Raw genomic sequence first — 20,717 nt, 5'->3', positions numbered from 1 at the left:
TCTCCGGCAAGGGCACAGGCACACCAAGGACGGTGACCCATGGCGGATGTCGCCATGACCGCGACGTTTCTCGCCGTGATCGGCGGAGCGTCGCTGCTCGCCGTCACGGCTCGGCGGCTGCGCCCCACCGACCGGCTGCCGTCCCTGGAGGGCTGGGCGCTGGCCGACCGGAGCCTCGGTCCGGTGTGGACCTGGCTGCTGCTGGGCGGCACGATCTTCACCGCGTACACCTTCACGGCCGTCCCAGGCCTGGCGTACGGCAACGGGGCACCCGCCTTCTTCGCGGTCCCGTACACGGTGATCGTCTGTCCGCTCGCCTTCGTCCTGCTGACGCGGCTGTGGGCGGTGGCCCGCCGCCACGGCTATGTGACCGTCGGCGACTTCGTCCGTGGACGGTACGGTTCGCCGCCGCTGGCCCTGGTCGTCGCGCTCACCGGGATCCTCGCGACGATGCCGTATCTGGCGTTGCAGTTGCTGGGCATCCGCGCGGTACTCACCGCCGGGGGCGTCTATCCGCGCGGCGCGGCCGGCGACCTGGTGATGGTCGGGCTCTTCGCGGGACTCGCGGTGGCGACGTACCGGCACGGGCTGCGCGCGCCCGCGGTCATCTCCGCTCTCAAGGCGGTGGCGGTCTTCGTCTCGCTCACCGCGGTCTGCTGGCTGGTCCTCGACCGGCTCGGCGGCCCCGGCCCGCTCTTCGACCGGGCCGCGCAACGGCTCGGCGGTACGGACACCGCACACTCCGCCCTGCTCCTCTCCCCCGAGCAGCAGCCCGCCTACGCCACCCTCGCCCTGGGCTCGGCGCTGGCCCTGCTGATGTACCCGCACGTGCTCACCGCCGGATTCGCCGCCGACAGCCCGCGCACTTTGCGCAAGGTCGCCGTGGCCCTGCCCGCCTGGACGGGCCTGCTCGCGCTCTTCGGCTTCCTCGGTGTCGCGGCCCTCGCCGCGGGCGTACAGGCCCCGGAGGGAGGCGCCGAGGCGGCCGTGCCGATGCTGGTCGACCGGTTGATGCCGGGGCCGCTGGCCGGGCTGGTGTTCGGCGCGATCGTCGTGGGGGCGCTCGTCCCGGCCGCCGTGATGTCGATCGCCGCCGCGACCTGCTTCGTACGCAATGTGTACGTGGAGTACGTGCAGCCGACCGCCACGCCCAAACGGCAGGTGCGGATCGCCAAGGCGGTCTCGCTCACCGCGAAGGTGGGGGCGGTGGCCTTCGTGTTCGGGCTGCGCGACCAGGACGCGATCAATCTCCAACTGCTCGGCGGCGTATGGATTCTGCAGATCTTTCCCGCCGTGGCCGTCGGTCTGTTCACCGGCCGACTGCATCCGCGGGCGCTGCTCGCCGGGTGGGCAGTTGGCATGACAGCAGGCACGTTCCTGGTGGTGCGCGAGGGGTTCTCCTCCATCGTGGCCTTCGGTTCCGCGGAGCAGCCGCTGGAGATCTACGCCGGGCTCGCGGCCCTGGTCCTCAACCTGTCCGTCGCCCTGGTGGGCACCGCTGCCCTCGAACGGCTCGGCGTCCCGCGCGGCGCCGATGTCACCGACCTACCGTCACGCCTGACCGTCAGGCGCCGCCCCGAGACGGGAGCCACCAACCCGTGAGACGCAGACAACACACCCGCTCGACGGTGGCGCGGGCTGTTCCGGCCGCCGTCCCCGAGCCACGCGTCCCGCGCGCGGCGACTGCCCTGCCGCCGGTCGCGGACCGCCCCGGCCTCGACGAGGAGTCCCGCCCCGACGGCGTACGCGAAGGGGCGCCCGGGGAGACGACCCTCTCCCCCGCGGTCGGCGACCCCGTCGACCTGGAGCGGGAAGCCGCTCTGGCCCGGCTCTTCGAGGTGCACTACTCCTCGATGCTGCGCCTGGCCGTGCTGCTCGGCGCCGACGACCCGGAGAACGTCGTGGCCGAGGCGTACTACCAGATCTACCGGAAGTGGCGCCGGCTGCGGGACGCCGAGGCCGCGGAGGCCTACTTGCGGTCCACCGTCTGCAATCTGACCCGGATGCGGATACGCCACCTCCAGGTCGCGCGCAAGCACGTCGAGAACCCGCCGAGCGATGTCGTGGCCTCCGCGGAGAGCACCGCGCTGCTCCACGACGACCAGCGCGTACTCATCGACGCGCTTCAGCAACTGCCCGCCCGGCAGCGCGAAGCGCTCGTGCTGCGCCACTGGCTCGGCCTCAAGGAGAGCGAGATAGCCGCCGCGATGGGCATCTCCTGCGGATCGGTCAAGACACACACCGCACGCGGCATCGCCGCCCTGACCCAGGCGATGGAGGCCCGGCGATGAACGACACCTCTCCGGACCGTACGGAACACGAGCCGGACCGTACGGAGCAAGAGCTGCGCGAGGCGCTGGAGGCGCTGGCCGGCGGGGTGCACCCGGCCCCTGACGCCTACCGCACGGCCCGCGGCGACTGGGTGCGCCGCGAGCGACGTCGCCGGCTCGTGCTCGCGGTCCTGATCGCGGTCGTCTTCACTCTCGCCACCCTGATCGGTCTGTGGGTCCTGAACCAGGCGCCCTCCGAACCCGGGGTCATCTTCTCCGGCACCGGGAACCAGGTCACTTCCAGTGGTGCGGCCGCCGTCCCGGGCTGATGGAAGGCGGCCGGGTCGTGCCCTCCCCCGCGGCCCCGCCAAACCCTGCTCGGACTCGATCCGCTCCCGTCGAGAACTCGTACGACACCCCTCGCGGCGTCGGATCCGGGGGATACTGGCCGTATGCGGTTTCGGAGCATGGCCTGTGGTGCCGCGGGGCTGGTACTGGTGGCGGCCGTCGGCTGCACCGGGGGCGGCGACGGCGACAGCGAACCCACGAGTCCGCCGACCTCGGCCCGGGCTTCCGCCAAGACCCCCAGCGCGACGCCCACCCCCACCCCGACTCCGGCCAATCCCGTGTCGATCCCGGGGCTGATCGAGCGTGAGCACCGGGGTTCCGACCTCAAGCTCGGGAACGTACGCGTGCGGACCGACGCCTACACCCAGTACGCGGTCACGTACGAGGCCAACGGGCTGACGATCTCGGGAATCATGAACATTCCCAGGGGCAAGGGGCCCTTCCCGGCCCTGGTCCTGGCGCACGGGTACATCGACCCGGCCGTCTACACCAGCGGCCGCGGACTGGCCCGGGAGCAGGAGCTGCTGGCCCGCAACGGCTATGTCGTCCTGCACACCGACTACCGCAACCACGCGGGCTCCGACGACGACCCGGACAATGACGTCAATCTGCGCCTCGGCTACACCGAGGACACCATCGGCGCCGTGATGGCGCTGCGCTCGTCGGGGCGTCCGGAGATCGACGGCGAGCGGATCGGTCTGCTGGGGCGGTCGATGGGCGGCGGCGTCGTGTACAACACGCTGGTGGTCGCGCCCGGTCTGGTCGACGCCGCCGTGGTGTTCGCCCCCGTGAGCTCACGTCCGAACGAGAACATCGACCACTTCCAGCGCGGCGACGGCGACCCGGTCGTCGCCGAGATCGACAAGACGCACGGCACCCCCGAGGAGAACCCGAAGTTCTGGAAGGAAGCCGCTCCGATCACCTACGTCGACCGGGTGACCGAACCGCTGCTCATCCACCACGGCACCGCCGACGAGAGCTGCCCCATCGTCTGGTCGGAGCGGACCACCGCCGCGTTCGAGAAGGCGGGCAAGGACGTCGAGCTGGTGAAGTACAAGGGCGAGCACCACACGTTCGCTCCGCAGTGGCCGGCCTCGATGAAGACGACGATGGACTTCTTCGAGAAGCATCTGCGCTGACCCACCGCGGTCGGCTGCCGGCACTCGCCGGATGCCGAGCGGGCGCGCGAACCTTCCTCTACCGTTTGTACGGTCCCTCCCGAATCGGGAGCGATTGGTACGCCAAGCGACGGACCTAGACGGAAAGGCCGTGTCATGAAGTTCGCAGTGATCGGCGGTACCGGACTGATCGGTTCGCAGGTCGTCACGAAACTGAACGCCGCCGGGCACGACGCGGTGCCCCACTCCCAGTCCACGGGAGTCGACGTCATCACGGGCAAGGGCCTGGAACAGGCCATGGAGGGCGCGGACACCGTCATCAACCTGACGAACTCCCCGACCTTCGACGAGGCCTCCCCGGCGTTCTTCCAGACCTCGATGGACAACCTCCTCGCGGCAGCGGGGAAGAGCGACGTCCAGCACTTCGTCATCCTCTCGATCGTCGGTGTGGACCAGGTGCCCGAGCTGGACTACTACCGGGCCAAGGCGCTCCAGGAGGACGTCCTCAGGGCCGGGCCGGTCCCCTACTCGATCGTCCGGGCCACCCAGTTCATGGAGTTCGTCGACGCGGTCCTGTCCTGGACCACCGACGGCGACACCGTCCGTCTGCCCACCACACCGATCCAGCCGATCGCGGCCAAGGACGTCGCCGCCGCGGTCGCCGAGGTCGCCGCGGGCCCGCCCCTGCGGGGCATCCACAATGTCGGCGGCCCCGATGTGTTCCCGCTCGACGAGCTCGGCCGGATCACGCTGGCCGCACACCCGGACGGCCGCACGGTCACGACCGACGACAGCGCGGGCATGTTCGCCGCCGTCAAGGGTGACGTCCTCGTCGCACCGAAAGACGCCCACCTCGCGTCCACCCGCTACACCGACTGGCTCTCCTGAACCCGTTGGGCGGTCCCGACCGCGGGTGAGCCACGACGGCCCGGCGAGCCCGCGGTCACCGCCGAATGAACACTATGAACGCAAATGATCAAGCCATGGGTTTTCAGCCTGCCTCTCCTTAGCATCGGCCCCGCCGCGCAACGGTGCGCCGATGAGGAGAAGGAGTACGCCCATGGACCGGCCGAGATTCGGAACGTCGGGTATCCGTGACATCCACAACGGGGCCAAAGGACTTCGACGCCGCCGTGCCGCGATGGCCGCGGGCCTCGCGGGAATTCTCGTCGGCACACTCGCCGGACCGACGTCGGCCGTCTCCGCCCCCTCCTCAACCGCGGGCGGGCCTGCTTCCGTGGAGTGCCCGACCACTCTGACCGGAAAGGCCACTTGTTACACGGGGCAGGATTCCAACGGCGCCTATTACGCGATCGCCGTCCCGAAGGAATGGAACGGTTCGCTCGTGATGCACGCGCACGGAGGCCCCGACCTCGGCGCGGAATCCGACCCGGACCGCAGCATCGGCGATCTGGAACGCTGGTCGGTGATGGTGGACGAAGGCTATGCGTGGGCCGGTTCGTCATATCGCCGCGGTGGTTACGGAACGCGGATGGCCGCCGCCGACACGGAGAATCTGCGCCGCCTGTTCGTCGAGGAGTTCGACAGGCCGAAGCGCACATACGTGCACGGTCAGTCCTGGGGCGGCAACGTCGCCGCGAAGGTCGTGGAGACGTACGGCGCGAAGAAGAACGGCCCCTACGACGGCGCCCTGCTCACCAACGGAGTGCTCGGTGGCGGCTCACGCGGCTACGACTACCGCGTGGACCTGCGGGTGGTCTACCAGTACTACTGCCAGAACCACCCTCGTCCCACCGAGCCCCAGTACCCGCTGTGGGAGGGGCTGCGCGCGACCTCGACCATGACGAGCGCGGGGCTGCGCGCCCGCCTGGAGGAATGCACGGGATTCGCCTCCCCCGCCGAGCAGCGGACCGCTCCGCAGCAGCGCAATCTGGACGACATCCTCGCGGTCACGGGCATTCCGGAGCGCACCCTGGAATCGCATCTGCGCTTCGCTACGTTCACGTTCCGCGACATCGTGCACAACCGGCTCGGCGGGCGCAATCCCTTCAGCAACAAGGGAGTTCGCTATTCCGGGTCCCACGACGACAAGGCGCTCAACGCGGGTGTCGAACGGTTCTCCGCGGATCCGACCGCCGTTCGGGATCTGTCGTACGACAGTGACCTCACGGGCAAGGTCTCGATTCCCGTGCTCACTCTCCACGCCGTCGACGATCCGACGGCATTCGTCGAGCACGAGGCGGCCTATCGCGACAGCCTTCGGGGCGCGCACCGGGAGAAGAGGCTCGTGCAGTCCTTCACCCGGGAGAGCGAGCACAGTGGGCTGAGCAATTCCGAGTACGCCAACTCGATCTCCGCTCTGGCCACTTGGGTACGCACTGGAAAGAAGCCGACGCCGACGTCGCTCGCCGCGTCCTGCGGTGCGTTCGACAAGAAGTACGGCACCGGCTGTTTCCACGACCCGGGTTTCTACCCCCGTTCGTACGCCACACGGGTCAACCCCCGCCCGGGCGGGCTGCGTTGGCCCGCCATGAGCTCCGCCCAGGAGAAGTCCTGGAGCCGGATCAGTGGCGTGGGCATCGCCCCCTGAACGTGACGTGACCCCTCGGGCAACAGCTCCGCCTCCCGGCCGGACACGGATGGTGCCGGCCGGGAGGCGGAGCCGTAGGTGTGCGCTACGGCACGAGGACGGTCCCGTGCACGTCCGTCACGAGCGACGCGAGCGGGCCGCGAACACCGCACCGGCGCCCAGGGCGATCACCACGGCGGCGCCACCGGCGATCAGGCCGACCGGCGCGCCGGCACCCGTCTCCGCCAGCGGCGGCGTGCTGTCGCTGGGCGACGGCTCGGGGGTGGTGGGCGGCTTCGACGACAGCGGCGGTACGTCCGGTGTCGTGGGAGGCGTCGCGGAGGGCTTGGGGGTGGTCGGCGGCGTCGTCTCCTCCGCGGGCGGGGTGCTGCCCGCGGGAGTCGACGGGGTCGGCTCCGACGGTGTCGGGGTCGGGCTGGGCGAGTCCGACGGGGCGTCGGCGCACGCCTTCTCGCCGCCGTTCCACGCCGCTATGAGGTGGTAGGGAGTGGTGACGCCGTCGGGCTGGTAGGGGGCGGGGCCATGGCCCTCCCCGGTCTTGCCGTCGTAGGCGATGTCGTCGCCGTACAGGTCGATCTGGCCGTAGCAGTCGGGCAGCTTCACGGCCAGCTTCTGCCAGGTCCGCTTCGCGTCGTCGTCGCCGGCCACGTCCGCGGCGGTGAGGTAGACGGTGGCCTTGTCCACCATGGTCTGGCGACCGGAGGTCGCCCAGTTCGGTCCCTCGGTGGTGTATTCGGCAAGGGAGACGGGGTACTTGCAGCCGTCCGCGACCTTCTGTCCGGGGGCCAGCCGGACCTCGACGGGTCCGGGGACGGTGTCCCAGGAACGGAAACCGCCCTGCGAGGTCCAGTCCGCGCCCACGACACCTCCGTCGGCGCCGACGATGCGGTACTGGACGGTGGCCGACTGGCACGTCCCGCCGGGCGTGGCGCTTGCGACGCCTGCCCCGAACACGGGCACGGCGGCGACTGCGAGGAATGCGGACGCTGCGAGGGCAGCCGGAATCCTGGGTTGTTGCGAACGCGACAAGATGAGCCTCTGTGGATCGAAATGTGTGGGAGGTGGCTGAGCACGCGTGACCGACGCGGGCGGACGCAACGAAGGCGTGCGCGACCGAGTCACTCGCGCCCCTTCACTCGCTTCAGACACAGCGGAGTGAAGTGATCCGAATTCTTGTCACCTTTCACAACTCCCGTCAATCCTTCACCAGTTCACCATGTTTCGACTTGATCACGACTCGCGTTCCCCGGCCCGAGGGGACGTGACACGGAGGTGGATCCCGAGGCGGGACCGGGCTCCGACGGCCCCACAGAACGGCAACGAAAGCTGCGCTCCCGGAACCGAATGATGCGAGAGGTATTGACGCTCCTGACGAGGCCTCCAGCATCCAAGGCCCACGAACCAGGCACGACAGCACCCGCATCACCCGTACCGGCAAGGCTCTCCCCACACGCCACAGTTCCGGACAAAGAGCGCACCTGGTGTTCGTGCGGCGAGCCCAGACCTCCCCTGGGAGCCCGCAGGTCCGCACCCTTGCACGGTCTACGCCCGCGCCATCACCACATGCACCACGCCCACCACGCCCGCCGCGCGGCCATGGTCTTCCTGCTGGGCCTGGCGATGTCGCTGCTCGCCGTTCCCACGCGGTCGTACTCCGCTCCGCCTCCGAAGGAATCGGCGGTCGCGGCGCAACTTCCGAGCAGCTTCCGGTGGTCGTCCAGCGGCCAGCTGATCTCGCCCAGGCCCGACGCGAGCCACCCCGTCGTCTCCGTCAAGGACCCCACGGTGGTCCAGGCGAACGGCAAGTGGCACGTCTTCATGACGACCGCGAACACGGCCGGGTCCTGGAGCCTGGCCTACACGAGCTTCACCGACTGGTCCGGGGCTTCGGCGGCCCCGCTCACCTACCTCGACACCAACCCCAACATCGGCACCGGCTACCGGGCCGCCCCGCAGGTGTTCTACTTCGCGCCGAAGAACCTGTGGTACCTCGTCTACCAGACCGGCCCGCCCTCGTACTCCACCAGCACGGACCCCGGCAACCCGCAGAGCTGGTCGGCGCCCAGGACGTTCCAGAACGCCGCCCCGTCGGGCACGCTCGACTACTGGAACATCTGCGACAGCGCCATGTGCTACCTGTTCTCCGCGGACGACAACGGTCACGTGTACCGCTCCGAGACCACCGTCGGCGAGTTCCCGGGCGGCTTCCGCAACACCCGACTTGTGCTCCAGGACGCCAAGTTCGCCCTGTTCGAGGGCGGCGCCGTCTACCGCGTACAGGGCACCGGCACCTATCTGCTGCTGTGGGAGGCCATCGGCAGCGACGGCAGGCGGTACTAGCGCTCCTTCACGGCCCAGGGACTCACCGGTCAGTGGCAGCCGCCGGCGGCCACCGAGGCCAATCCGTTCGCCCGCTCCACCAACGTGACGTTCCCCTCCGGCGCGTGGACCAAGGACATCAACCACGGCGAACTCGTGCGCGCCGGCAACGACCAGACCATGACGATCAACCCCTGCCGCCTGCAGTTCCTCTACCAGGGCCTGAACCCCTCGGCCGGCGGCACCTACTCCCAACTCCCCTATCGCCTCGGCCTGTTGACCCAGACCAACTCGGCCTGCTGACCGGCCGCGGGCCTTCGCGCACGCGGAGGCCCGCACGGCTCACGGCCGCACCCCGCCCGTTCAGTGGTCCCCTTCCGGATCCACGTGCGGCAGGATCCGGTCCAGCCAGCCCGGCGTCCACCAGGCGTGCCGCCCGAGCAGGGTCATGACGGCCGGAACGAGCAGCAGGCGTACGACAGTCGCGTCGATCAGCACACTCACGGCGAGGCCCAGTCCAAGCATCTTGACGACGATGTTGTCGCTCACGATGAACGCGGCGAAGACACTCACCATGATCAGGGCGGCGCACGTGATGACACGCGCGGTGATCTCCAGGGCGTGCGCCACGCTGGCCTTCGCGTCCCCGGTGCGCAGCCAGGCCTCGTGGACCCGCGACAGCAGGAAGATCTCGTAGTCCATGCTGAGGCCGAAGATGATGGCGAACATCATCATGGGTACGTAGCTCTCGATGGGGACCTTGCCCGACACGCCCAACGCCGGTCCGCCCCAGCCCCATTGGAAGACGGCGACGACCACGCCGTACGAGGCGGCGATGGACAGGACGTTGAGGACGGCCGCCTTGAGGGCGACCAGCAGTCCGCGGAAGACCGTCAGGATGATGATGAAGGCCAGGGCGACCACCACCGCGATGATCAGCGGGAGGCGCTCGGCGACGATGTCGCGGAAGTCGACCTGGGCGGCCGTGGTGCCCGTGACATAGCCCTTGGCGTCGGTGCCCGAGACCGCCTGGGGCAGGGTCTGGTCGACGAGGCGGTTCGTCAGGTCGGTGGTGTCCGCGCTCTGCGGGGCCTCCTTGGAGTAGACCGTGCCCACCAGCACGTCACCGTCCTGGGTGGGCGTGAGCTGTGTGCTCGTGGCCGCGCCCTGCACGTCGGTGAGGGACTTCTGCGCCTGTGTCGCCAGCGACGAACGCTGGTCGGACGGTACGGAGGTCTGGTCGATGACGACGGTCAACGGGCCGTTGGAGCCGGGTCCGAAGGCGTCCGACATGAGGTCGTAGGCGCGTCGGTCCGTGAACGACTTGGGGTCCGCGCCGTCGCCGATGTGGCCGAGCTGGATCGAGAACACCGGGATCGCCAGGACCAGGACCGTGGCGGCTCCGCCTGCCAGGAACCACCAGGGGCGGCGCTCCACGCGCTGGGCGTAGCGGTGCCAGGTGCCCTGGACGGGTTCGCCCGGTGCGGCGTTCGTCTCCGCGACGGGGCGGCGCACCCGGTAGCGGTCGATGCGGTGGCCGATGAGCCCGAGCAGGGCGGGGACGAGGGTCAGCGCGCCGGCGACGGCCGAGACGACCGTCACGGCCGCGGCCACGCCCAGCAGGCCGATGAAGCTGACACCGGAGACCGAGAGACCGGCCAGGGCGATGATCACCGTGCAGCCGGAGACGAGTACGGCCCGGCCACTGGTGGCGGTGGCCCGGCCCGCCGCACGGACCGGGTCGTCGCCGTTCATGAGGTTCTGCCGGTGGCGGGTGATGAGGAACAGCGCGTAGTCGATGCCCACGCCGAGGCCGATCATGGTGGCCAGCGTCGGGGACACCGTGGCGAAGGTGAAGGCCGAGGCGAGCAGCCCCAGGCAGGCCAGCCCTCCCACGGCGCTGATCAGGGCCGTCAGCAGCGGGATGCCCGCCGCGAGCACGCTGCCGAAGCCGACGAGCAGGACGACGATCGCCACCGCGAATCCGATCAGCTCGCTGATCCGGTCGTCGGGGGCGGGCCTGGCGAGTTCACCGAGGGGGCCGCCGTATTCGACGTCCACGCCCGCCGACCGCAGGGACTTGACCGAGCTGTCCACTCCGTCGAGGTAGGAGTCGCCGAGGGTCGACGGCTGTACATCGAAGCGGATGGTGATGTAGCCGGTCTTCCCGTCGCTGGACAGCGGGCCCACGTTCGGCTGCTGGGACTGCCCCGAGGACTGCTGCGACGACTGCTGGGAGGAGGCGGCCGTCAGCGGGTTCTGCGCCGAGAGGACGTGAGGAAGTTTCTGCAGGTCGGTGATCGTCTGGCTCATCTGGGAGCTCACCGACGTCAGCGACTGCTTGTCGTCGTGCAGCACGATCTGGCTGCTGTAGCCGCCCGCCGCCGGGTCGTGCTCCTTCAGAACGTCCAGGCCCTTCTCCGACTGGACCCCGGGGAGCTGGAAGTTGTCCGAGTAGTCTCCGCCGAACGAGCGTTCCAGCACCTGCAGGGCGGCCAGCACGACCAGCCAGGCCACGATGACGATCACGCAGTGCCGGGCGCACCACTCCCCCAGCCTGCGCAGCCGTCCGGGTGCACCCTGCCCATCCCCTGTACTGGACCGCGTTGGCGACATGGGCTGCTCCCGCAGTGAATGATCACGATTTTCCCCATTAAACGACGCTTTGATCGCACCGTCATATGGAGCGCCACGTGGAGGCGGGAGGCCCGTCGAGCGGTCCGGGAGTCAGGAACCCCCGGCGGCTTCGGCGGCCAGCCACTCGCCGAGGGCGGCGAAGTCCGCGTCGGTGAGTCCCTGGCGGGGGTCGACCCGGTACAGCAGGGCACGCCCGCGATGATGTGCGCGGACCCAGGCCCGATCGGCGTCGGTGATCTCGTCGTCGACCCAGACGAACGCGCGGCCGGCCGCCCGGTCGACCAGGGCGCGGGTCTTCCAGTGCAGTCCGCGCCGCGCGTCCTGTTCGGCCTCCCCGTCGTCCGTCTCGGGCCAGTTCACGACGGCCAGTTCGGGGAGACCGAGCCGCGGGGCGATGGTCTCGTTCGCCTCGGCCATCCAGGTGGTGGCCCAGACCAGCTCGCACGGCAGAGCCGTCAAGCGGGGTCCGTGCTCGGGGTTGATCCTGGCCAGGAGCGGATTCTCGTCGGGTCCTGCCGGGTCCGTCCCTGCCGGGTCCGCTCCATAGGTCGGATACCCGCCCGGGTACTGCCCCGATGCCGCCCCGAAGGGGATGAGCGGACCGTCGACATCGAGGAAGAGCAGTGGACGCTCCGGGGATCCGGTCATGGCCGCACAATAGCCGTCCCTCTGGGAAATAGTCACACGACTATTCGCACTGATTCCTTTTCATGGAGTCCACAGGGCGGATAGAGTCGGCCCATGCCCAAGATTGAATCCACACCCCGCGTTGCCCTCAAGAAAATAACCCCCGATGTGTCCGGAGCAATGGGCGCGCTGCACGGCGCGGCCGTTCTGGCGGCACAGGACGCCAAGGTCGAGCCGGAGCTCCTTGAGCTCATCCGGATTCGCGCCTCGCAGATCAACGGCTGCGCTTTCTGCATCGACATGCACACGAAGGACGCCCGGGCGCAGGGCGAGACCGAGCAGCGCGTGTACGCGCTGAACGCCTGGCGGGAGACGCCCTTCTTCAACGAACGGGAGCGCGCCGCACTGGCGTTGGCCGAGGCGGTGACACTGGTGCACGACGGGCACGTCCCGGACGAGGTCTACGCGGAGGCGGCCGAGGTCTTCTACGAGGCACAGATCGCGGCACTGATCTGGGCGGCCACCGTCATCAACGCGTACAACCGCATCGCCATCGCGACACGTATGGTTCCGGGTGCTTATCAGCCTGCCCAGAAGAAGGCTTGATCGATCCCTGAAAATTGATCTCCGATAATTACTGAATGCGGATATGGATAATCGCGCCGGGCCGAATACAGTCGGTCCGGCGCGTACCTTTCTCTCTTTATCGGATCAAGCGGCGGGCATCAAGCGGCGGGCAGGGGCTGCATCAGTCCGTCCAGCCATACCCGCCATTCCTTGGCGAAGAGGTCCTGGCCCGCTTCCATCGGGCGGCCTTCCCAGCCGATCACCGGCCGAATTCCGTGCAGGGCGTTCACCAGCCACACCTCCCGCCCGGCGAGCTGTTCAAGGGTCCGCTCGCGGTGGGCCATCCGGATCCCGCTCTGCACGGCCCGCTCCTGGATGAGGCCGGTGGTGACACCGGCCAGGATCGGCAGTTGCTGCGGAGGCAGGCACAGGGTGTCGTCCTCCCACCACAGCACGCTGGAGGTCGCCCCCTCCAGCACCAGGCCCGAGGGGGCGATCAGTACCGCCTCCTCCGCGCCCTGTCCTCTGGCCCGCTGGCGGACCCGGGCCAGCACGTCCAGGTCCGGTCCCTTGCGGCGCGGCACGGTTCTCGGGTCCGGCTGACCGGCGGCCCACACGCGTACCTCCGGAGCGATCGGCGGCGCGTACCGCAGGAGCAGCCGCAACTGGAGGGAGCCGGCCACGAGTTCGACGCGCGGGAACCACGATCCCGTACGGGGCAGTGCGGCCGTCATGTCCCGCCAGAACTCGTCGAGTTGATCGGGGGACGGACCTCCGCAGTCGCCGCAGGACCGTAGGAACCGTTCGCGGTGCCGGTCGAGTCCGCGCACCTGCCCGTCCCGGACGAGCCAGGAGTCCGCGACCAGGAGCTGGGTGTCGGCCGCCAGGCCGGCGATCAGACCACGGCCGGGCATCCACGCCAACAGCCCCTCTGCGGTTGCCGGTTGTGTCATCAAAGGAACTCTCTCCTCTCAGTACGTCCGTGAGTACGTCCGTCAGCACGTCCGGTGCTCAGGTGCCCGGTCAGTACTTCCGGCCGGCGCTCGCCGGTGATCCGTGCCTCGGACCGTACGGTGCGTGTTCCAACCAGGCCCCGCACCAGGGCAGTACGGGTGCCAGGGCCGCCGCGGCCCACTGTTTCGCCCGTACGGTCCGACGGCTGGGCCGCAGATGGTCCAGGGCGGCGCCGGCGGCCTCGCTGTTGAACCGGGCCGCCGTCCGCCGGGCGGCCGCGAACTCCGCGACCGCCTCCGTGGTGCCGGCGGCCACGGCCGCCGCTGCCGCCGCCGCGTCCGCGATTCCGCTGTTCATGCCGCGGGCGCCGAAGGGCGGGAAGAGGTGGGCCGCCTCGCCGACGAGCAGCACCCGGTGCTCCTCGTCGGTGAAGGTCGCCGCGACCTTGCGGAGGAAGTGATACGTCGACACCCACAGGATCCGGTCGGCGTACCCCTCCCCCACGACCGCGGGCAGCCATTGCCGTACCGCCTCCTCGGTGCCGTAGGACTCCTGCGCGTCGTCGTCACGGCACTGCAGGTCGACCTGGAAGCCGCCGGTGAACGGCACGCGCATGACGCTGCGGCCGCCGACGCCCGGGTGCTCGTAGTGGAAGACCCGCTCCAGCGGCAGGTCGGCGCCCGGGATGTCGGACACGTCCACCACGACGTGGAAGCCCTCCGAACGGGTGCCCTCCATGGGGATGTCCAGCTCGCGCCGGACCGCGGAGCGGGCGCCGTCGGCGGCGATGACGTGGGTGCCCGTCCAGCCGCGTCCGTCCTCGCTGCTCACTTCGACCGAGGAGTCGGTGACCTTGACTCCCGTGACGCGCGCGCCCCAGGCGAGGTCCACCCCGGCCGCCTCGCAGGCGGCGAGCAGGAACCGCTCGGTGTCCACCTGGCGCAGGCTGGTGAACGGGGGCGGGAAGGAGGGCGGCGGGAACGTCTTGGCGTACACCTCGCGGCCCCGGTACAGGGTGCGTTTGGTCTGCCAGGTGCGTCCGTAGGACGTGATGTGGGCGGCAAGACCCGGGCGCATCCCTTCGAGCAGTTGCAGGGTCTCCTTGTGGACGAACAGGGCGCGGCTGCCCGGCCGTTCGCGTCCCTGCGGGTCCGCTTCCACGAGGGTGACCGGGAGTCCGTGGGCGCGCAGGGCGAGTGCGGCCGACATGCCCACGGGCCCGGCGCCCACGACGATGACAGGGCTCACGTCAGGCGCCGCCGGGATGCTCGGCGGTGGCGGTCGCGCTCTCGGTGAGCATGCGGGTGATCTCCACGCGCTTGACCTTCCAGGTGGAGGTCATCGGCAGTTCGTCGAACCGCCACTGCCGCGGGCCGGCCATCTTCGGCAGGTCGACGGTGGCCTCGTGCCAGCGCCTGAGGTCGAGCGGCTGTTCACCGCGCACGCACACCACCGGGACCGGCTCGCGGTCGACGCCCGGCACTATGACGACCTCGCGCAGTTCGTCGAGGCGGGACATCAGCGTGTCCTCGATCTCCAGATTGCTGTGCACGGAGTCGATCTGGTCGATCTCACGGTCGATCAGATAGAGGGCTCCCCAACGGTTCCGGTAGCCCATGTCGCCCATCTGCCACCAGCCGTCGCCCAGTTGACGGTCGTACTGGTCCTGGGCGCCGAGGTAGGTGAGGATCCGGCCCCTGGTGCGGGCCTCGATGCGGCCGGGTGTCCCCGGCTGTGCACGCCGTCCCTCGCTGTCGGCGATCCGGGTCCGGGTGAAGCCGGGGATGCCGATTCCGACGCGACGGCCGTCGGCCCTGGCCGCGCTGCGGCGGGTGTACCACTGGAAGGCGACCGGACCCGTCTCGCTCTGCCCGTACAACTGCATCAGCCAGGGCGAGCGCCGGTTCGACGCGCCGAGCAGCCGCTGCACGGTGCGCGGGTGGATCGCGTCGAAGGTGCTGCCGTACGAGCGGACGCGGGCCAGCGGCGCGCCGGGGGCGTCGGCCAACTCCTCCCAGAGTACGAAGGTGTTGGGGTGGGTCTCGACGATGCCGGGGCGGTGCCGGGCGAGCAGTGGACCCGCGGCTGCGGGCTCGGGGTCGGTGATGAACAGCAGTGGGCTGCCGAAGTGGAGCAGCACGCCGAGCAGGTGGTAGAAGCGCGAGTGCACGAAGGACATGTGGAGCGCGGCCGTCTCGCCGCGGGTGGGCCAGCCCATGGCCTTCTGCGGTACGAGCCGGTTCCACATGGTGTTCGGGCAGTGCACGGCGAGCTTGGGGATGCCTGTCGTGCCCGAGCTGTGGGTGATGAGCGCGGGTTCGCGCGGGTGCAGCCGGACGGGCCCGTGGGGCGGGGCGCCGGCGTACTTGTCCAGCGGGACGGCGCCGGGCGCGTCGTCCACGCTGAGGGTCTGCCGGACGAGCCGGGCGACGTCGATGTCCTTGAGCGGTCCGGTGAGCTTCGCCCGGTCCGTGATCAGCCAGGGCTCGCGGAGCCGCTTCAGGAGCTGACCGACGACGGGGCCCTGCAGGCCCGGTGAGAGCAGGACGGGGACGGCGCCGATCCGGGAGACGGCACAGGTCAGCAGGACGATGTCGACATTGTCCGTCTTGTGGACGACGACCTGCTCGGAGGGCCGGACACCGGCCTCCCACAGCCGCCCGGACAGGTCCTCGACCAGGGCGGCCAGGACCGGATAGCTGAGGTCGAGGCCGAGGTCGGGGTTGACGTCCAGCGGCCGGTCCAGGGTGACCGGGACGGCCCCGTGCCGGGCGGCGGCCTGCTGGAAAATCGGGCCGAGATAGAACCCACGATCGGAGAGCAGGGACTGCGGCTGTGGCATGTGCCCTTTCCTTTCTGGGGTGTTCGCGGTCATGGCCACGGTCACCACGCGCCCTGGCGGACGAGGTGGCGGCGGAGCTTGCCGGTCGGGGTGCGGGGCAGCGACGGCACGACATGGACGGTTCTGGGGGCCTTGAAGGGGGCGAGGTGTTCGCGGGCCAGGCCGATGAGTTCGGCCTCCAGACCGGACCGGCTCGCCGCGAAGGTGGGAGCCGTCGAGGGCGACACGCCGATGACGACGTAGGCCCGTAGTGCGGTCGCGCCGCGCTCGTCGGTGACGGCCGCCACGGCGACCTCGCGTACCGCCGGATGCTTGCGCAGGACCGCCTCCACCTCCAGTGGGGAGACGGTGATGCCGCCGACCAGCTCCATGTCGTCGGCGCGGCCCAGGTGCCGGTAGGTGCCGTCCGGTTCGCGCCGCGCGCGGTCCCGGGTGTTGAGCCAGCCGTCGACGAGGACACGGTCCGTCTCCCCGGGCAGGTTCAGGTATCCGGGCGTCAACGTCGGCCCCTTGACCCAGAGTTCGCCCTCCGAGCCGTCCGGCACCGGGTGTCCGGCGCGGTCGCGCAGCTCGACGTCGAAACCGGGGACGGGGCGGCCGACGGTGCCGGGGGTGTTGGCGTCGAGGCTGTTGGCGCAGAAGGCGTGCCCGGCCTCGGTGGAGCCGATCTGCTCCAGGACGGGTGCGCCGAGCAGTTCGGTGACGCGCTCGCCGAGTCCTGCGGGCATGCCCTCACCGGCCGACACCGCCGCGCGTACGGAGGCGAAGCAGGCGGCGTGTCCGTCGGCCCGGTCGGCGACCAGGGCGGCGTACGCGGAGGGGACGGAGTAGAGCAGGGTCACCCGGTGGCGGGCGACGAGTTCGTCCACCGCGGCGGGCGAGGGGCGCCGGTCGACCAGTACGGCGGAGGATCCCGAGAAGAGCGGGAAGACGAAGGCGTTGCCGAAGCCGTAGGCGAAGAACAGCTTCGACACCGAGAGCGTCACGTCGTCCGGGGTGATCCGCAGCAGTGGGTCGCCGATGAGCTCGTGATAGGTCCCGGGGTCGCCGTGGCAGTGCACAACTCCCTTGGGGGTGCCGGTCGTTCCGGAGGTGTACTGGATGTAGAGCGGGGTGCGCGGTCCCGCCGGGTGGGCTCCGGTGGTCGGCGGTGTGCTGCGGGTGAGCGCGACGAGCTGGTCGGCGCCCAGCCGCGTGCGCCCGGCGAACCGCTCCTCCAGTCCCGGCCCTGTCACGCACAGGGCGGCTCCGGCGTCCTCGGCCATGAACTCGTGGTCCGAGGCGGGCAGTTCGGGATTGACGAGCACCGCGACCGCGCCGAGCCGGGCGGTGGCCAGGAAGGCCGTGACCCAGGCGAGGGAGTCGGGCAGCGCGAGCAGTACCCGGTCGCCGGGGCAGACACCGTGGTCGGCCAGCACACTGGCCGCGCGGGCCGCGAGGTCGTGGACCTCGCCGTGGGTCCAGGCCCGGTGCCCCTGGTGGAAGGCGGGCCGGTCGGTCCAGCCCTGGCCCTCGGCCAGTGCGGCCAGCCCGGAGGCCAGGTTCCCGGCCTCGGTCTCGGCGACACCGGCCGTGTCGGTGGGGCTCGGGGCGGAGGTCGTGGGCGTCATCGGATCTGCTCCTGCAGGGAGACCGGCTCGGCGGTCGTGGACTCGCGGAGGGCGCGTAACTGCGCGGCGGTCTTCAGCAGCATCTCGTCGTACTCCGCTTCGGGATCGGAGCCGAGGACGATGGCGCCGCCCGCTCCGAGATGCATCCGGCCGCCGGTGAAGACGGCGGTGCGGATGACGATGTTGAGGTCGGCTCCGCCGCTGCAGCCGAGATAGCCGATGGCTCCGGAGTAGACCCCGCGGGCGGCGGTCTCCAGTGAGTCGATGATCTCCATCGTGCGCAGCTTGGGCGCCCCGGTCATCGAGCCGCCGGGGAAGCAGGCGCGTACGCAGTCCACGGCTTCGGTGCCTGCGCGGAGGCGGCCCTCGACGGTGGAGACGAGCTGGTGCACGGTGGCGTAGGTCTCGGTGGCCATGAGGCGCGGCACCCGGACCGTGCCGGTCTCGCAGACCCGGCCCAGGTCGTTGCGGAGCAGGTCGACGATCATCAGGTTCTCGGCGCGGGTCTTGGCGTCCGCGGCGAGCGAGTCCCTGAGCCGGGCGTCCTCCTCCGGCCGGTCGCCGCGGGGCGCGGTGCCCTTGATGGGCTTGGCCTCGGCGACGCCGTCCCGGGTGATCCGCAGGAAGCGTTCGGGGGACGCGCCCGCCACGGTCAGGTCGCCGAACTGCAGGAAGGCCGCGTAGGGCGCCGGGTTGATGCGCCGGAGCACCCGGTAGTAGGCCAACGGGTCGGGCGGCGCGGGTAATTCGGCGGCGTTGGTCAGACAGATCTCGTAGCTCGTGCCGGCGTTCAGCTCGCGCTTGCAGGCCTCGATGTCGGCGAGGTAGGTCGAGCGGTCGCGCACCAGCCAGGGTTCGGCGGCGTGCAGGTCCGGCTCGGACGCGGCCGACGGGGTCACGGCGGGTCCGGCCGCCGACACGAAGCTCAGCTGCGCCACCGCGCTGTCGAGCCAGTCGGCGGCGCCCCGTGCGCCCTGCGGGGTGTTCTCCGCCAGGCAGAGGGCATAGGTGAAGCCGTCCTGGTGGTCGACCGCGATCAGCCGGTCGGCGAAGAGCCAGGAGGCGTCCGGGGTGTCGGCCCGGTGGCGGTTGGGCGAGCCGCAGTCGGCCTTGAGCTCGTAGCCGAAGTAGCCGACGTATCCGCCGGTGAAGTCGAAGGGCAGCTCGCCGGCGTCGACCCGGCGGGTCGCCAGCTGCCGCTTCAGATAGTCGAAGACGCTGGCCCGCACCTTGCGCGGGGGCCGCCCGGGCCGCTCGACCTCACAGACACCGGACTCGACGTCGTACCGCACGAACTCGGCCAGTGGGCCGGTGCCGTCGCCGAAGAACGAGAAGCGGGACTGCCCCTCCTCAACCCGCGAGCTGTCCAGCCAGAACGCCCTGGGCGCGTCGGCGCACATCCGGGTGAAGGCCGTCTCGGTGTCCACGGCGGTCGCGATCCGGCGGGTGTGCAGCCGGTACCCGACGGGCGCGGAGCGCCGGGGGCGGGGTACGAACGCCGTGGCGGCGCCGCCTTCGGTACGGGACTCCCGCGTACGGGACTTGGTCAGGCGGACCCCGCGACTGCGCGCCGCCGTGAGGCCCCGGAAGTTCAGGAACAGCCGGTGGCCGTACTCGGTGAGGATCGACTCGGGGTGGAACTGCACACCCCACAGCGGCCGGGTGCGGTGGCGCAGTCCCATCAGGACGCCGTCCTCGGCCCAGGCGGTGCCCTTGAGGCTCGCCGGCAGCGGTTCCCGTACGGACAGCGAGTGGTAGCGGACCGCGGTGAAGTCCTGCGGGAGTCCGCTGAACAGGCCCTCGCCCGTGTGCCTGATTCTGGAGAGATGGCCGTGCCGTGGCTCCGGCGCGGCCGTCACCCGGGCTCCCTCGCCCGCCGCGAGGCCCTGGTGTCCGAGGCAGACGCCGAGGACGGGGATCGCGGCCTCGGCGAGCACTGTGGCGCTGATGCCGAAGTCACGCGGGTGGGAGGGGTGTCCCGGTCCCGGGGACATCACCACGTTGTCGAACCCCCGGAGGTCCGGAAGGTCGTCGGCCGAGGCGTCATTGAGGATCACCACCGGCTCCTCGCCGTTGACCTCGGCAATCAGCTGGAACAAGTTGTATGTGTACGAGTCATAATTGTCGATGAGCAGGGTCTTCACCCGCCCACCCCCCTTTGGTCGTTCTCAGCCTTGTGCAGCCCGTCGTTTGTGCCGTCCGCGGATTGCCTGCAGCGGCGGGTACAGCCATTTCTTGAAGAAACGCTGAAGCCGCGGCATGAGAATCCACGTGACAATGGCCGTCACGGCCAGGCAGAGGAACAAGGTGCGGATGAGAGGGTTGAAGTCACCGAGGTAAGGAAGTACCAACAAATTGAATATCAGTACGGGAGGGAAGACCGCGCTCATATTCACGAACCATAACTTCCACTTCGGTGGCGGACGTGGTGCCGCCGCGGTCGCGGAAGGGGTTTCGGTCAGGGACTCGAACCAGGCCTTCGAGCCCTGCACGGTCCGCCGGCCCGTCTCACGGGCCAGCATCTCCCCACGAGCCTGCCACTCGGCCCGCTCGACCGAGTTGTCCCAGGCCAGAGCGGAACCTTCACTGGTGAAGCGGTAGACCACATGCCACTCCGCCTCTCCGTCGACAAGTACGCCACCGCCGAGAAAGCCCGGTTCCTGCGCGGTCGCACGCAGCACGCCCCACCCCCAGGAGTGGAACTCGGCCTCGCGGCCCGGTACCACTCGATACGCGACGGTGACGGTAACGGGATTCCTGGTCACGCCTCTGAATACGGAAAGGGAAGACTTGATGTTCAACTCTCAACGGAGTTTTTGCGCCCGGCCGGGAAAGCTGTCGTTTGTCACTGTTCTGCCCACCTTGGCAGCTTTT

At 70.1% G+C, this 20,717-nt stretch carries 16 protein-coding genes and 1 pseudogene; 8 read left to right on the top strand and 9 right to left on the bottom strand.

The genetic code is table 11. From position 1 onward, the window contains the following. Positions 1–39 precede the first annotated feature (39 nt). From JEQ17_RS45695 to JEQ17_RS45670, 6 genes are all read left to right on the top strand, one after another. Entirely contained in the window at positions 40–1,602 is a 1,563-nt protein-coding gene (locus JEQ17_RS45695; RefSeq protein ID WP_200400834.1) for a sodium:solute symporter family protein, read from the top strand. Then, positions 1,599–2,291: a sigma-70 family RNA polymerase sigma factor gene (locus JEQ17_RS45690; RefSeq protein ID WP_200400833.1), complete on the top strand. Its 693-nt coding sequence runs from the start codon at positions 1,599–1,601 to the stop codon at positions 2,289–2,291. Before JEQ17_RS45695 ends, JEQ17_RS45690 begins: the two co-directional genes overlap by 4 nt. Then, the gene (locus JEQ17_RS45685; protein WP_200400832.1) at positions 2,288–2,599 is read left to right on the top strand and encodes a hypothetical protein; all 312 of its coding nucleotides are present in this window, start codon (positions 2,288–2,290) and stop codon (positions 2,597–2,599) included. Before JEQ17_RS45690 ends, JEQ17_RS45685 begins: the two co-directional genes overlap by 4 nt. Before the next feature lie 123 nt (positions 2,600–2,722). Further along, positions 2,723–3,757 carry an alpha/beta hydrolase family protein gene (locus JEQ17_RS45680; RefSeq protein ID WP_200400831.1) on the top strand — a complete coding sequence of 345 codons (1,035 nt, stop codon included), beginning with the start codon at positions 2,723–2,725 and terminating at the stop codon, positions 3,755–3,757. Between the two features lie 135 nt (positions 3,758–3,892). Continuing rightward, the gene (locus tag JEQ17_RS45675) at positions 3,893–4,624 is read left to right on the top strand and encodes an SDR family oxidoreductase (RefSeq protein WP_200400830.1); all 732 of its coding nucleotides are present in this window, start codon (positions 3,893–3,895) and stop codon (positions 4,622–4,624) included. A gap of 172 nt (positions 4,625–4,796) precedes the next feature. Beyond that, entirely contained in the window at positions 4,797–6,287 is a 1,491-nt protein-coding gene (locus JEQ17_RS45670; RefSeq protein ID WP_407700127.1) for a hypothetical protein, read from the top strand. 117 nt (positions 6,288–6,404) lie between these two features. On the opposite strand, the gene JEQ17_RS45665 is transcribed toward JEQ17_RS45670, so the two are convergent. Next, positions 6,405–7,247, bottom strand: coding sequence for a hypothetical protein (locus tag JEQ17_RS45665; RefSeq protein WP_234048620.1), 843 nt, complete (start codon positions 7,245–7,247; stop codon positions 6,405–6,407). 384 nt (positions 7,248–7,631) lie between these two features. Here JEQ17_RS45665 and JEQ17_RS45660 point away from each other — a divergent pair. Continuing rightward, positions 7,632–8,909: pseudogene (locus JEQ17_RS45660) on the top strand (non-reducing end alpha-L-arabinofuranosidase family hydrolase). Positions 8,910–8,969: 60 nt separating this feature from the next. Here JEQ17_RS45660 and JEQ17_RS45655 read toward each other — a convergent pair. Continuing rightward, positions 8,970–11,222, bottom strand: coding sequence for an MMPL family transporter (locus tag JEQ17_RS45655; protein WP_200400828.1), 2,253 nt, complete (start codon positions 11,220–11,222; stop codon positions 8,970–8,972). A 111-nt stretch (positions 11,223–11,333) separates the two neighbouring features. Further along, positions 11,334–11,891 carry an HAD domain-containing protein gene (locus JEQ17_RS45650; protein WP_200400827.1) on the bottom strand — a complete coding sequence of 186 codons (558 nt, stop codon included), beginning with the start codon at positions 11,889–11,891 and terminating at the stop codon, positions 11,334–11,336. Between the two features lie 93 nt (positions 11,892–11,984). On the opposite strand from JEQ17_RS45650, the gene JEQ17_RS45645 reads away from it, so the two are divergent. Next, positions 11,985–12,476, top strand: coding sequence for a carboxymuconolactone decarboxylase family protein (locus JEQ17_RS45645; RefSeq protein ID WP_200400826.1), 492 nt, complete (start codon positions 11,985–11,987; stop codon positions 12,474–12,476). Positions 12,477–12,595: 119 nt separating this feature from the next. On the opposite strand, the gene JEQ17_RS45640 is transcribed toward JEQ17_RS45645, so the two are convergent. The 6 genes from JEQ17_RS45640 to JEQ17_RS45615 all read right to left on the bottom strand — a co-directional run bounded on the left by JEQ17_RS45640 (position 12,596) and on the right by JEQ17_RS45615 (position 20,644). After that, the gene (locus JEQ17_RS45640) at positions 12,596–13,390 is read right to left on the bottom strand and encodes an aminotransferase class IV (protein WP_200400825.1); all 795 of its coding nucleotides are present in this window, start codon (positions 13,388–13,390) and stop codon (positions 12,596–12,598) included. Positions 13,391–13,460: 70 nt separating this feature from the next. Further along, positions 13,461–14,639 (bottom strand): FAD-dependent monooxygenase, encoded by a 1,179-nt coding sequence (locus JEQ17_RS45635; protein ID WP_200400824.1) that lies wholly within the window; start codon positions 14,637–14,639, stop codon positions 13,461–13,463. 1 nt (position 14,640) lies between these two features. Then, positions 14,641–16,233, bottom strand: a complete 1,593-nt coding sequence (locus tag JEQ17_RS45630) for a class I adenylate-forming enzyme family protein (RefSeq protein WP_200400823.1) — start codon at positions 16,231–16,233, stop codon at positions 14,641–14,643. A 41-nt stretch (positions 16,234–16,274) separates the two neighbouring features. Continuing rightward, the gene (locus JEQ17_RS45625; RefSeq protein WP_200400822.1) at positions 16,275–17,843 is read right to left on the bottom strand and encodes an AMP-binding protein; all 1,569 of its coding nucleotides are present in this window, start codon (positions 17,841–17,843) and stop codon (positions 16,275–16,277) included. Beyond that, complete coding sequence (gene pabB / locus JEQ17_RS45620; protein WP_200400821.1) at positions 17,840–19,987, bottom strand: aminodeoxychorismate synthase component I; 2,148 nt, start codon at positions 19,985–19,987, stop codon at positions 17,840–17,842. Before pabB ends, JEQ17_RS45625 begins: the two co-directional genes overlap by 4 nt. 24 nt (positions 19,988–20,011) lie before the next feature. Further along, positions 20,012–20,644 carry an antibiotic biosynthesis monooxygenase gene (locus JEQ17_RS45615; RefSeq protein WP_234048619.1) on the bottom strand — a complete coding sequence of 211 codons (633 nt, stop codon included), beginning with the start codon at positions 20,642–20,644 and terminating at the stop codon, positions 20,012–20,014. Positions 20,645–20,717: the final 73 nt, after the last annotated feature.

This window comes from Streptomyces liliifuscus (assembly GCF_016598615.1).
In the GTDB taxonomy this organism is placed as follows: Bacteria; Actinomycetota; Actinomycetes; order Streptomycetales; family Streptomycetaceae; genus Streptomyces; species Streptomyces liliifuscus.
This window is presented reverse-complemented; position numbering and strand designations above follow the sequence as displayed.

What these genes read in the sequence shown, in the direction of transcription:
- JEQ17_RS45645 (WP_200400826.1), top strand. Translation starts at nt 11,985, where the DNA reads ATGCCCAAGATTGAATCCACACCCCGCGTTGCCCTCAAGAAAATAACC.
- JEQ17_RS45675 (WP_200400830.1), top strand. Translation starts at nt 3,893, where the DNA reads ATGAAGTTCGCAGTGATCGGCGGTACCGGACTGATCGGTTCGCAGGTC.
- JEQ17_RS45640 (WP_200400825.1), bottom strand. Translation starts at nt 13,390, where the DNA reads ATGACACAACCGGCAACCGCAGAGGGGCTGTTGGCGTGGATGCCCGGC.
- JEQ17_RS45695 (WP_200400834.1), top strand. Translation starts at nt 40, where the DNA reads ATGGCGGATGTCGCCATGACCGCGACGTTTCTCGCCGTGATCGGCGGA.
- JEQ17_RS45670 (WP_407700127.1), top strand. Translation starts at nt 4,797, where the DNA reads ATGGACCGGCCGAGATTCGGAACGTCGGGTATCCGTGACATCCACAAC.
- JEQ17_RS45630 (WP_200400823.1), bottom strand. Translation starts at nt 16,233, where the DNA reads ATGCCACAGCCGCAGTCCCTGCTCTCCGATCGTGGGTTCTATCTCGGC.
- JEQ17_RS45625 (WP_200400822.1), bottom strand. Translation starts at nt 17,843, where the DNA reads ATGACGCCCACGACCTCCGCCCCGAGCCCCACCGACACGGCCGGTGTC.
- JEQ17_RS45685 (WP_200400832.1), top strand. Translation starts at nt 2,288, where the DNA reads ATGAACGACACCTCTCCGGACCGTACGGAACACGAGCCGGACCGTACG.
- JEQ17_RS45650 (WP_200400827.1), bottom strand. Translation starts at nt 11,891, where the DNA reads ATGACCGGATCCCCGGAGCGTCCACTGCTCTTCCTCGATGTCGACGGT.
- JEQ17_RS45655 (WP_200400828.1), bottom strand. Translation starts at nt 11,222, where the DNA reads ATGTCGCCAACGCGGTCCAGTACAGGGGATGGGCAGGGTGCACCCGGA.
- JEQ17_RS45680 (WP_200400831.1), top strand. Translation starts at nt 2,723, where the DNA reads ATGCGGTTTCGGAGCATGGCCTGTGGTGCCGCGGGGCTGGTACTGGTG.